Source organism: Acidicapsa borealis (genome assembly GCF_059115245.1).
Map to the genome: position 1 here is coordinate 2794359 of NZ_JCACNY010000001.1, position 12728 is coordinate 2807086.

Annotated in this window: 7 protein-coding genes; 2 read left to right on the forward strand and 5 right to left on the reverse strand. The window is 59.8% G+C overall.

The features are described from left to right. Positions 1-30: 30 nt before the first annotated feature. Positions 31-1095: a 4Fe-4S dicluster domain-containing protein gene (locus AC5S27_RS11520; RefSeq protein WP_493934704.1), complete on the forward strand. Its 1065-nt coding sequence runs from the start codon at positions 31-33 to the stop codon at positions 1093-1095. A 62-nt stretch (positions 1096-1157) separates the two neighbouring features. Here the strand turns inward: AC5S27_RS11520 and AC5S27_RS11525 are convergent, their stop codons facing one another. The 4 genes from AC5S27_RS11525 to AC5S27_RS11540 form a co-directional block, all read right to left on the reverse strand. Next, the gene (locus tag AC5S27_RS11525; protein ID WP_493934705.1) at positions 1158-4592 is read right to left on the reverse strand and encodes a glycosyl hydrolase; all 3435 of its coding nucleotides are present in this window, start codon (positions 4590-4592) and stop codon (positions 1158-1160) included. A 93-nt stretch (positions 4593-4685) separates the two neighbouring features. Next, a complete protein-coding gene (locus AC5S27_RS11530) occupies positions 4686-6152 on the reverse strand; it encodes a rhamnulokinase (protein WP_493934706.1) in 1467 nt (488 codons plus the stop codon). Continuing rightward, positions 6149-8380: a bifunctional rhamnulose-1-phosphate aldolase/short-chain dehydrogenase gene (locus AC5S27_RS11535; RefSeq protein ID WP_493934707.1), complete on the reverse strand. Its 2232-nt coding sequence runs from the start codon at positions 8378-8380 to the stop codon at positions 6149-6151. Before AC5S27_RS11535 ends, AC5S27_RS11530 begins: the two co-directional genes overlap by 4 nt. A gap of 172 nt (positions 8381-8552) precedes the next feature. Continuing rightward, complete coding sequence (locus AC5S27_RS11540; RefSeq protein ID WP_493934708.1) at positions 8553-9668, reverse strand: sugar ABC transporter substrate-binding protein; 1116 nt, start codon at positions 9666-9668, stop codon at positions 8553-8555. Between the two features lie 312 nt (positions 9669-9980). On the opposite strand from AC5S27_RS11540, the gene rhaT reads away from it, so the two are divergent. Continuing rightward, the gene (gene rhaT, locus AC5S27_RS11545) at positions 9981-11060 is read left to right on the forward strand and encodes an L-rhamnose/proton symporter RhaT (RefSeq protein WP_493934709.1); all 1080 of its coding nucleotides are present in this window, start codon (positions 9981-9983) and stop codon (positions 11058-11060) included. 243 nt (positions 11061-11303) lie between these two features. On the opposite strand, the gene AC5S27_RS11550 is transcribed toward rhaT, so the two are convergent. Continuing rightward, on the reverse strand, positions 11304-12725 hold the full coding sequence (locus AC5S27_RS11550; protein WP_493934710.1) for an arabinose isomerase: 1422 nt from the start codon (positions 12723-12725) through the stop codon (positions 11304-11306). Between the last annotated feature and the right edge of the window lie 3 nt (positions 12726-12728).

Below are 12728 nucleotides of genomic sequence, written 5' to 3' on the forward strand. Positions count from 1 at the left end.
CGATTTCCCATCGCCTCAGCGAGGTCCCGCGTGCCCGAACAAGCCGTCTCAGAACAAGCCATTTCAGGCCAGCCCACAGCGCTGCCAGCCGCCAAGCCCTCCGGCACAAATCCCCGCCGCCCCGCGCGAGGCACGTATCGCCCGCGCCCGGAAACACTGGCAGCACTGAAAGTCTCCGGCAACCCTATCAACGGCCTCGGCGAGACTGAAGTCCGCCAGCCATCGCCCTTCTTCTGGCACCCGCCCGACATGCACCCCTACGGCGAACTCCAGATCGTTGCCCGCGAAAGCTCCCGCAACTGCCCCGGCTCCGGTCCGGCCTTCATGGCTGCCTACACTTACCCCGAAGAGGTTCCTGTAGCGGCGACAAAGAATCCAGCTTCGCCCGAAGAACTGACGGCAATGGCGAGGGAGTTCGCTCTGTCACACGAGGCAGATGACTTCGGCGTGGCGGCAATGCAACCGACGTACATCTTTCAGGGGTATGAGGTGAAGGAGCCCTGGATCATCGTCCTCGGCCTCGCGCATAACTACGATCGCCTGAAGGAAGTCCCCTCCGACGAGACCAACGGCATCGGCGTATGCGACGTAGGCGACCAGTACGCCAAGGGAACTCGCTCCTCCTACGGCCTCGCCAACTGGATCCGCTCGCAAGGCTACAACGCCACCGCCTACCCCGGTCCGGGCGCCAGCGCGGTAGTGCTGATTCCGCCGGCCATTGAAGCAGGAATGGGGGAACTCGGCAAGCACGGCTCACTGATCAGCCCCAAGTTCGGAGCAGGCGTTCGCCTGGCCGGCATCACCACCGACATGCCCCTCGTCCCCTCTCGCCCCATAAATTTCGGCGTCGATGACTTCTGCAAGACCTGCCAGGTCTGCACCCGCGCCTGCCCGCCGGGAGCAATTCTCGAAGAGAAGCAGCTCGTCCGCGGCGTCAACCGCTGGTATGTCGACTTCGACAAGTGCATCCCATTCTTCGCCGAAGCAGCCTCCTGCGGCATCTGCATCGCCGAGTGCCCCTGGACCCGCCCCAGCGTCCGCCCCAAGCTGCTCAGCAAGATGTCAGAACGTCTGCAGGCTTCCGTCGAAGCATAAACTTCAAGCAAAGAAAAACGCCCGGAACTCGCGAGAGCTCCGGGCGTTTCTGTTGAACAAAGTTATTTGCTTTCCTGCACCACCGTCACCGGCCCCAGCAGCCCCGAAGGCAGCAGCGGCGATTTCGCCCTGTAAGGCTTCACATCCGCAAAGGTGTATTTCGTCGCGCCGGGCTGCTCGTCGCCGATCATCCGGTTCACCCACGCATTCGTGACCTTGATTGTGACCGTGTTCGCGCCAGCCTTCAGCGCGCTCGTCGCGTCGATCCGGTAAGGAGCATGCCACACCTGCCCAAGCGCTTTACCGTTCACCGTAACCTCGGCCAGGTTCTTCACATCGCCGAGATCGATCCATAACTGCGAACCCTTCTTCAAGGAAGCAGCCGGCAGATCGATCGTCTTGGTGTAGGTGCCGATGCCGGAGTAGTACTTCACGCCAGCATCGGGGCTATCCGTCCACGAGATGAGCTTGTCCAGCTTCACCGAAGCAGGCGCGCCCCACTTGGCATCGAACGTCACATCCCACGGCCCGTCCACCGTGGCCACAGTAGCCTCGGTCATCTTCGGCACAGCGAACGAGGTTCCCTTCGCCGCCTTGCGGAAGACCACAAACACCGTTCCCCACGGCTCCAGCGTCAACGGCACAGTCGTCTTGCCATCGGCAATGGTGTAGGAAGCAGGCTCAGTCTTGCCCGTCTCCGGATGCCATAGCTCAGCCGCCTTACCGGTCACGCGGAAGGTCGCATCGAGGCTCTCACTGCGGTCCTTGCGGTTGTCGACAAAGTAGACATCGGCATCCGGCAGCTTGCGGTGTACAAACTCCAGCCGCGCATCCGGCTCCGGCTTCGAGTAGTCGAAGTCCGCCGGAAGCTTGAGAGCAGCAAACACATCCGAGAGCGACTGACCGGCATACACCGTGCCCTTGCCCACTTTGTGTACACCCGTGCCGTCGCCAAACAGTTCCGTGTTGAGCTTGCTGAACTCAGCCGCATCATCGGCAAGGCTCGGATCGTCCGCAGGCTTGGCACCTGCAACGGTCGCACCCTCTGAAACAAGCTTATGCAGTGCCCGCAAAACCGGCAGCGACATATGCTTGCTGTACGCATCCAGACCCAGCACGCGATAGCTCATCCCAGACTTGGTCGTGATGCGGTCGCCCGTCACGCTCAGTTCGTGAATCAGCCCGTCCGCATTGATGTAATCGAACCCATACCCAGCTGGAATCTCGGGTGCCTTCTGATCGAAGATCGCCGTGAGGTTCGAATCCTCCCCATAAAAGTAGATAAGGTCCGCGCCAAAGTGCCCCTGCTGCAGCAGGTAGCTGCTGCGGGCGAGATAGTTGATCCATGGCCCGGCCTGCTCCGCCCAGGTCTCGTTGCGGTTGAACCACTGCCCGAACGGTCCAAGCGTCAGCCCCGGCTTCTTGTCAATCAACGGCTGATGCGCCGACTCATGAATCACGAAGCGGTTGATGCCGTTCAGCAGTTCCTGATCGGCAGTAGGCTTAAGCGTCGCTGGAGACCAGGCCCACGGGGCCGCCGCCGCTGTCATCGATTCCGCAGCAGCAATGTTCTGCCCATAGATATGCGCCACGGAAGCCGATTCGCGATCGTCCGCGTTGTAGCCGTACGTCGGGTTGTTCACGCCCGGCGACTGCGTCCACATCGCGCTCATCGGAATGTCGTTCAGCTTCTTGACCTCCATGCCATCGGCGACAAAAGCGCGTCCAGACTCATGCGACTCGCCGTAGTGCCTAATGCCGCGAGCCTTCAGCGAAGCCTGCACCTGTCCGTAATGTTCGTCGGCAATCAGGTCGCCGATGGTCTTGCGGAAGTCCCAAAGGAACTGGTCGCTTGCCTCCGGGCTCTGCACTACCACACCAGCCAGGACAGGCAGCCACGGCGTTGCATCATAACCGCGATACTTCTTGAACTGCGCCATCATGTCGTCGGTCCAGTTCTGCGAACCGGCTTCCCAGCTATCGGTGATCACGTAGCGGATACCCTTCTTACCCATCCAGTCCGCGCCCACCGTCTCCTTGTAGCTGTCGAGATAGCCGTCCATGTACTTCTTCACATAGGTATGGTTCAGCTTGTCTACTTCGAGACCGGTGGCCTCGGCAGTAGCCGGATGATTGGTAATGCCCAGCAGCGAATAACCAAAACGCAGCACGACCCAGTCTCCCGGCGGCGGAGTCCAGTCCAGCGTTCCGTCCGGATGCATCTTACTCGTCAGATCGATGACCTCAGACTTGGCCACCGCCGCACTCGTGTCGCCCGACGGTGACCAGTATTCGTATAGATCATTGACAGGTACAAACGCCGCCTTATCTTCAAAATGGTTAACGCGCGCACCCGGATAAAGTGACAGTTCGGCAATGTCGTAATCGGTCGCTGGCGGCGGAATCTTGATTCCCATCGAACTGAAATCCATCCCCTGTGCCCACTCTGGAATCTGCGGCGCCGGCCCACGCTTGAAGACCGCGCGGAAGTACTTCGCCTTCGTCGCCGGAAACGCAATCGTGTGCTGCGCGGCACTGCTCGTCGCCCCACCACCCGCACCGGCATCCAGCTTGGCAACCTCGTGGAAGGTCTGCCCGTCATCGCTCGCTTCGAGAGTCTTCACCGGCGCCGCGATACCCGCCAGGGCGGCGAATTGGCCCGGGTCCGGGGTTACGATCGAGACCGCACGAATCGTCGCGGCCTCCGGGAACTCCCACTGAATCCAGGAGCTTTCTCCAATCTTGGGAATCGGCAGCTTGGTCGTTTTTTCCAAATCTCCATCCGCCAGCATCGCCGCATCCGGCGACCCGCTGCTGGCAGTCACCTTCGCATGCAGCGATTCCAGCGGTACGTCGCCGGCAGCGCGCTTGTACGCGACCACCGGGCCATCCGCGTAGAACTGCGGCGCGGGCTTGGACCCGGCTGGCGCCTCCAACATATCGTGAATGCCCAGGTTCTGGAACGCTCCCGTCACTGTAGGCGGATGCACCAGCTTACCGGTGAAAGGCTTCCCGCCTTCCACCAGCGTCTCGCTCCACACATACTTCTTCATGCCCTCGGAACCGGGTACCCACGGCCCACCGGTTTCGCTCCAACCCGGCGAACCGGCGATAGCCATCTCCATGCCCAGGCTGTCTGCCGTCGTCGTGGCGAACTTGAAAGCATCCTTCCACTCCGGCGTCATGTAAGCGAGGCGCTTATCGACCACCTGCGGCGTCTGTAGCGCAGCGTCGAAGTTCTGGAACCCGGCAATACCCACGCGATGCATCCACTCCAGGTCAAGCTTGATGCCTTCCTTCGTGATGTTTCCATTCATCCAGTGCCACCAGACGCGAGGCCGCGCGGATGCCGGAGGATTTTCAAAGCCTGCCTTCAGCGAATCGGATGCTTGTTGTGCAGAGGCTAGAACAGGGGAAGCGGCAAGCAGCAGCGCCGTCGTAGCGGCAGCTATCTTGCGAGGCAGGGACGGTCTATTTCGTGGGGTGCGCAATTGCATAGGCTGGTCTCCAAATACTGGATGGTCTGACGTGAATCGAAACAGAGGAATGAGAGCGAAAAAGAGAGAGTGGATTGACCTTCAGATGAGATATCAGCGTTTTGCGAGTGCGGCCGCCGTAAGCCTTTCCGCCCAGCCACGAACGAGCGCCGGCGAGATGGGATTTTGTTCCAGCGCGGCCATTTGCACCGCGAAATTTCCGAGCGTAGAGCCCTCCGCCTCACCCGCCGAAACAGGCAGTCCGGTGCTCTCTTCTGTCAGCCTGCTCAGCAGGGAATTACGGCTCCCTCCACCCAGGATCGTGATCTTCCTGAAGCTCCGTCCCGTATGCGTCTCAAGGTTCCGCAGCACGGTGGCGTAGCGGCTCGCCAGGCTGGCAAAGATCATCCGCGCAAACACCGGCTCATTGCCTTGAACATCAGGAATCTGAGCCAAGCCGGCCTTCGCAAGCTCCTCATTCAACCGCTCTGGCATGCGCCCACCGAGCAGCAGTTGCGGAGCGTCCACATCAATCACCCCAGGAATCTCCGCGACCTCCGCAGCCCCCGCAATCAGTGTCACCAGATCGATCTCGCGCCCCTCGTCGCACCAGTGGTCCATGCACTGCTTCAGTACCCACATGCCATTCACATTGGTATGAAAGCAGTACCCGCCAGCACCAGCACCCTGATTCGTAAACCCCGCATGCTCGGCTTCCGCAGTAGTAATCGGCGCATCCACCACCGTCCCCACCAGCGACCAGGTCCCTGAAACGATATAGGCCGTATGCGACAAGTCCGCCGTAACAGCAGCAATCGCCGAAGCCGTGTCATGGCAAGCCGGAGCAATCAGTGTCGTATCCGCAAACGCCGGCAGCTTCGCCAGCGGCCCACGCAGCTTGCCCAGAATCGTACCCGTAGGCACAATCTCCGGCGCAGCTTCAATCCACAATCCAAGCCGGTCAAAGATAGGCCGTGACCAGTCCCCGGTCTCAATATCCACCAGCCCGGTATGCGTAGCATTCGTATACTCGGCCACCCGCCGCCCACCCAGCCAGCTAAGCACGTACTCCGGCAGCAGCAACCACGGCGTCCCCGGCGAAACCTCAGCAGCCTGATCGGCCAGCAGCTGATACACCGTATTGATTCGCAACGGCTGCGCCCCCGTCTGCGCAAAAAACTCCTCAGGCCCAATCAGCTTGTCGGCCGCAGTCTTCGAAATCTCATTGCGAACATCGCGGTAGCAGAAGGGAAGCGCAATCGGCGTTCCATCCGCCCGCAGCCGCACATAGTCGACAGCCCAGCCATCCACAGCCAGCGACCGAATCCCCTCCGGCGCAGCCTCAGCAGCCTTGCGTAAACCCTCTTCCAGCCCCGCTAGAATCCGATCCAGCGGCCATCGCAACTCACCATTCGGCCCAGCATCTGCATCGAACACAGGCCCGTTCGGCAGCCGGTGTATCAACTCAATCTCGGGTTCCCCGTCAACCCACCGCAGCAGCGAGACACGGCAGCTCTCAGCGCCCAGATCAATGGCCACCGAAGCCCTTCTTTCCCGCTGTTGCGCCGAAGTCTGGATCACCGCAGGAAAGCCTCCGGCAGCCCGCCATCCACAGGAATCAAATGCCCGGAAGTGCAGCGCGACTTATCCCCAGCCAGATACAAAATCGCCTCCGCACAATCCACCGGATCGATCGGCACATGCGTCAACGTGCGCTTCGCATAGAAGTGCGCCAGCAGCGTCCGCAGCTCTTCATCCGAGAGCGTCTCCTCAAACGGAATGTTGTACTTCGCGAGCGAAGCCCGCACCCGGTCCCGCGGGAACATCGTCGAGCCCTTCACCACCGTCGCCGGGCTGATCCCATTCACGCGAACTTTCGGCGCCAGCCCGACAGCAAGCTCCCGCACCAGGTGGCTCAGCGCCGTCTTACTGATGTCGTAAACCTCGCTGCCGCGCTTCGGAACGACAGCGTTGGCGGAACTCGTCAGCACCAGCGTCACATCCAGATCCTGCTCCTTGAAAAGCTTCGCCGCCTCATCCGCCAACTGATAGTTCGCCGTAACGTTGACGCTCAGCGTAGTCGCCCACATCGCATCCGAAATCGTTCCATCCGGCGAAGAAGGAAACAGCGCAGCCGTGTTGATCAAAATATCCACGCCACCAAACGCATTCACAGCCGTAGCCAGCGCCCCGCGAATCGTCTCGCGGTTCGTAATATCCACCGCCGACCACGCCGTAAACTCAGCCGGCACAATCTTCTTCAACTCGCCAACCACCCGCTCCGCCCCAGCCGTATCGCGGTCCGCCACCACCACATGCGCCCCGCGCTCCGCCGCCAGCCGCGCCACTTCGCGCCCGATGCCGCTGCCCCCGCCCACCACCAGAATCACCTTGCGGCTAAGCTCCTTCTCCGGTGGCTGCCTGCGAATCTTCGCCTCTTCCAGCGCCCAGTACTCAATCCGAAAAGCCTCAGAAGGCGGCAGCGCCACATAATTCGTACACACAGAGAACGCCGAAGAAGGGGCAGCCGGCCCAGCCTGCGGCACCTCATCGCCCGTCTTGATCGCCGGCAACCCATGCCCCAGCGCGCTCGCGCCCTCCATTACATGAATGGCGTTCGTGTAGAACTCACCCGTAATCCGCGCCTCAGTCTTGTTCTTGCCAAAGCTGAACATGCCCACACCCGGGATCAGCACCACCGTCGGGCTGGCATCGCGCATCGCCGGGGAATCCGGCAACGCATGATCCTTGTAATACGACGCGTAATCCGCGCGATACACATTCAGCGACTCAATCACCTGAGCCTTCAGCGCCGCCACATCCGCACCCTCAGCCCAAGGCACAAACATCGGCCGAATCTTCGTGCGGATAAAGTGATCCGGGCAACTCGTCCCCAAATACGCCAGCTCCTGCGCATCCCGCGAATTCACAAATCCCAGCACATCCTCAGAGTCCGAAAAGCTCGCAATCGCCCGCCGATGCTGGCCCAGCTGCCCGCGCAGAAACGGCAGAATCGCCGCAGCAATCGCCTTCCGGTCCTCGCGAACCTCCTGCACCTGCCCGCCAAAAACCGCCGTCCCAACATTCAGCCCATGCCGGCTGATGAACTGCCCCAGCTGATCAATAATCGTGATCGTGTTCAGGTAGCTCTCGCGCTGTGTCTCACCCCACGTAAACAACCCATGCCCACCCAGCACAATCCCGTCGCACCCTGGATTCGCGGCCACGGCGCGCTTCAGCATCATCGCCAGCTCAAACCCCGGCCTCTGCCACGGCAGCCAGACCAGCTTATGCCCAAACTCAGCGTTGAACTCCTCCATCTTCTCCACGCCGTTCGCCGCCGCCGCCAGCGCAATCCCCCAGTCCGGATGCAGGTGGTCCACATGCGGGAAGGGCAGAAACCCGTGCAGCGGCGTATCGATCGAAGCCGCCACCGGGTTCGCCCGGAAAGCCGCCAGCGGATACAGCCCCACAATCTCGTCTTCAAACTCCACGCCGCGATAGCTCTTCTCCAGTGCCAGCACCTTATCTAGATAGAGCGTCGCAAAGCCCGACCGCTTGATGCTGCCCACATCGCCGCCTGAACCCTTGATCCACAGCACCTCCACCGGCTCACCCGTCAGCGGATCGATCTCCGTCAGCTTCGAGCTGGTATTTCCGCCACCAAAGTTGGTAATCCGCAGGTCCGATCCCAGCAGATTGGACCGGTAGCGCAGCAACTCCGGCGCATCCAGCGTGGCGGCCACCGCATCATCCCAGCGGTCTTCCAGGTATTTCAAGGTAGGCGAAGAAGTCGTAGCAGTACTCATAGTCAAAATCCTTAGGTAGAGGAAAGTTACAGGGTCAAGTCTATCGGCCCCAGCTCAGGGAACCCAACCACCATAGCATACGAAAAAACAATAGGGGAAGTATTTCCGATTCGAATTCTTGAAATTAAAAAGAAGGCCGGGCGCTCTTCGCAGCCCAGCCCTGCCTCTCGGATTATTCGGTCTCGGACTCCGTTTTCAGGTCCTCAGGCGTCACCACCCGGTGCTTCACGTAGTTGTAAGGCGGCACCGAATTTCCACGCACAATCGTGATGCCCAGCTGCACCAGCCGTGGCCCGTACGTCTGCGCCTCATGCGAAACCGAACCGATAATCGCGCTCTTGCCCGACTTCATTTCCTCAATGACCTCGGGAATGCAATCCTGCCCGGCAATCGCGAAATCCGCTTCGCGGCCGGCATTCCGCGCCGCATCCAGCACACCCAGGGCACTCGAATCTGTGGCCGTCGCGACCAGAAACCGCTCGCCCTTGCGATGATTCCCCAGGAACTCCTGAATCGCCAGGTTGCTGGGCCCGCGCATCCCGCGACCTTCAAGTCGCAGAAACCGCTCCGCTGGAATCTGCGCATCGTGCTCCGCCAGCCGCGTCCGAATCCCCTCGAAAGCGCCCGTAATCCGGCTCTGCACAAAGCTCCCCGCCTCGGCAAGCCCAATCCCCAGAACCCAGTCCGCCTTGCCCTTCCACTTGCGCAAAGCATGCTGCGCCAGCAGAACCCCGGCCTCGTACCCCACTTCGAAGTTGTCCACGCCAAAGTACGTCGCATTCGGGTGCGGCACATCGATCGCAATCAGCGGCACCCCGGCGTTCTTGAAGATGTAGGCCACATGCGGCGCCACATGCTCCTCCGCTTGAAACTCCAGCACCAGGTCGACCCTCTTGCGAACAAACTCCTCCGCGTTGCTAATCGCCGTCTCGGCGTCAAAATGGTTGTCGAGAATAATGAGTTCTACGCCCGAACTCGCCGCCGCCGCCGTCACGCTGGCCGCCACCTGCTGCGAAAACGGCAGGTCAGCAGACTGCACTGCGAGGCCAAACCGCAGCCGCTTAGGCCGCGAAACCAGCCGGTACTCGCCGCTCTCCCCATGCGCGACGTACCCGCGATGCACCAGCGTCTTGAGAATCCGGTACACGCTGGTCTTCGAAATCTGCGTCCGCTGGTATACATCCTCCAGCGTCATCGCAGCGTTCTGCTCCTCCAGCATCTCCAGCACATCGAGAGCCTTCGAGAGAATCGGGATCAGATATAAGCGTTTAATTTTGCCGCTGGCCAACGATGAACTCCTTCACGAGCCAAACTCGGCGAATAGCTCTCTAACCGCAAGCAAGCCATCAAGTTATCCAACCGTATCGTCTATATTCGCAGAAATTGGAGAATCCGTGTTTGGAATTCGCACACGCAAATCTTCCGATGAGAAACTGATTGCGATTACTCCTTCTGTTGTCATTCCCGAAGGGAATGTGCTGTTGTCTTTCGTATCAACCCGCCCAAACAGCAACAACGAATCCATTGACAACCATCCGCGCCAACCCCTACGATTCGCCTGTATTTCATTAAGCACAATGTTTCAAGGTGAAGGAGATCCTTGGTTCCCAACCCCATTCTCGGCGTCTTCCTTCACTGGCTCGGCGGCCTGGCCTCCGCCAGCTTCTATGTTCCGTACCGCAAAGTCACCGGCTGGTCCTGGGAAACCTACTGGCTCGCCGGAGGCATCGTAAGTTGGCTCATCGCCCCCTGGATCATGGCTTCCATCCTCACCAAAGACCTGATCCCGGTCCTGCACGAAGCGTCCAGCTCGACCATCTGGTGGGCCTACTTCTTCGGCGTCCTCTGGGGCATGGGTGGCCTCACCTTCGGCCTCACCATGCGCTACCTCGGCCTCTCGCTCGGCATGGCAGTAGCCCTCGGCTACACAGCAGTCTTCGGAACCCTGATGCCGCCCATCTTCCGCGGTCAGATGCACGAACTGCTCTCCCAGCGGTCCGGCCAGGTCATCCTCATCGGCGTCGGCGTCTGTGTCCTGGGAATCATCTTCGGAGCACTTGCCGGTATCTCCAAAGACAGCGAGCTCTCCCGCGAGCAATCGAAGGAAGACATCCCCGAATTCAACCTCAAACTGGGCCTAGCCGTCGCCACCTTCTGCGGCGTCATGAGCGCCTGCATGGCCTTTGGCCTCGCCGCCGGAGAGGAGATCAACAAGCTCACTCTCGCCCACGGCACAGGAGCAGTCTGGGCCGGTCTGCCCGTACTGATCGTCGTGCTCACCGGCGGCTTCACCACCAACTTCGTCTGGTGCATGATCCTCAGCTACCGCAACCGATCCTTCGCCGAGTACCGCCGCATCCCCAGGAACTGGCTAGGCATCGCTGGAAAGAAGCCATCCATTCTGCGCAACTATATATTGTCCGCAGTCGCCGGCTTCACCTGGTATCTGCAGTTCTTCTTCTACACCATGGGCGAAACCCAGATGGGCAAGAAGTACGGCTTCTCCAGCTGGACCCTGCACATGGCTTCGATCATCATCTTCAGCACCCTCTGGGGCATCGCACTCCACGAATGGCGCGGCGTCAGCGGGAGAACCAAGACACTTGTCTTTCTCACGCTGCTGGTCCTCGTTTCGTCGACCGCCATCGTAGGCTACGGCAACCTGCTCAGCACAAAATAATTTTCCAAAACTTGCGTTGAATTAAATGCAAAAAGCGCACACTAAATGTAAGAACTCAATCTGCCGCTGCTTTTGTCTTTCTTGTGGTCATTCCCGAAGGGAATCTGCTGTTGATTTGCGCTGCATTAACCACCCTTAACCCCCTCTTAGCGCCACAAGAAAAGGCTATAACCAAACTGGAATCAGAAGGATAGGAGAAAAATCAGGTACCCCCCACCCTAGGTCCAAAATTTGCGCCAAAATTCAGCAAACCTGAACGCACGGAATCCCAAGCAGCCGGGCCAGCTTCTTCAAATCCTCAGCCCGATGCCCAACTCCAATCGCGCAATGATGCGCAGGTCCCTGAGTATTCCACTGCTCCACAAACCCCCGCGCCCCAACCGGAAAGCTGTACCGGCTGTTCGTATTCCCAATCTCCAGAATCGGCCCCGGCTCACTCGCCCCCTCGGCCACCAGCAGCTTGAACCCAGCCTCACGGTCCTCGACGACCGAGAGCAAAGTCACCGGCCCATGCTTCACCGACATCTCCACCGAAAGCCCGCGCCCAACCTTGCCGTGATACACCCCAAGTGGCCGCACCTTGGTCGGCCCCTCAGCAATACCCGAATGACCCGGCCCATCATGCCCCATCAAAACCTGGTCCGCCTTGAAATCGACTGCGTAGTACTCGGTAAACGACCCACCCGCACCAAGCGAATCCATGATCTTCATCGCAATCGCATTTTTCACTTCGTACTCGCCAGCGACTGGAATGTGGCGAGAAGTCAGCAGCGAAGTGCCAAGGATGATCGAGCTCATTGTGTCTTCGTTCGCTGCATTGCCTGAGCCTTGGTAGTAGTAAGCCAAAGCCTGCAGATCATACGCGGCAACGAAGCGATCGAGCGCAACGGATGTTCGAGCAGCGCGTGCCAACTCAGCATGCGAGCAATCCGGTTGAACGGAGAATTTGAGATGGAACTCGGCAATCTTGTCGTTGAGCGCGATCTCGTCAATGTCCTCGCGCAGCGCGCTCAGCTCATCGACTTCGAGCATTTCGATATGCGTACCGAAGATGGCTGAGACTCGCGTCACATCGGTATAAATGTCCAACATGCCGCTGTAATAGTGTCCCATCAAACCAAGCGTCGCCTCGCGCAGCGCTGCCGCACTTTTCGCTGCAGCGATCCATCCGGCGAGTTCTGCAGTCACATGCAACTCGCCGAGATAGCCAGTGACTTGGTGAAAGGGAATTCCAGCGCGGCTGAACAGGTTGGCAATCTCCGGCACTGGACAAGCCGAGCAGTATTCAAGCCAATGTCCAGTCATCGCAGTGCGATCCGGCAGCTTGGCGAAAGCTTCGTAGTCGATGGCTGCTTCGGGCTGCAGGTTCAGCACGACGACTGGAACGCCTGCGCGTTGCGCCAAAGGGAGGACAGTGCTCGATACAGCATAGGTGGTTACATAGAGAAAGAGAATGTCGCACTCTTCGCGGCGGCACTTGCGTCCAGCCTCGCGAGCAGTCTTGAGGTTATCGACGAGACCGAGCGGAACGACTTGCACATCGTGTTCGCGGATCATGTCAGACACGCGATGCAGATAGCCTTCGAGGCGTGTTTTCAGGCCGTCGAACTGGGGCCAATAGGCGTCGAGGCCGATGCCGCAAAGGCCCACGCGAAGTCTGCTCATGCA

Coding starts and splice junctions, on each gene's coding strand:
- AC5S27_RS11525 (WP_493934705.1), bottom strand. CDS start 4,592: ATGCAATTGCGCACCCCACGAAATAGACCGTCCCTGCCTCGCAAGATA.
- AC5S27_RS11535 (WP_493934707.1), bottom strand. CDS start 8,380: ATGAGTACTGCTACGACTTCTTCGCCTACCTTGAAATACCTGGAAGAC.
- AC5S27_RS11550 (WP_493934710.1), bottom strand. CDS start 12,725: ATGAGCAGACTTCGCGTGGGCCTTTGCGGCATCGGCCTCGACGCCTAT.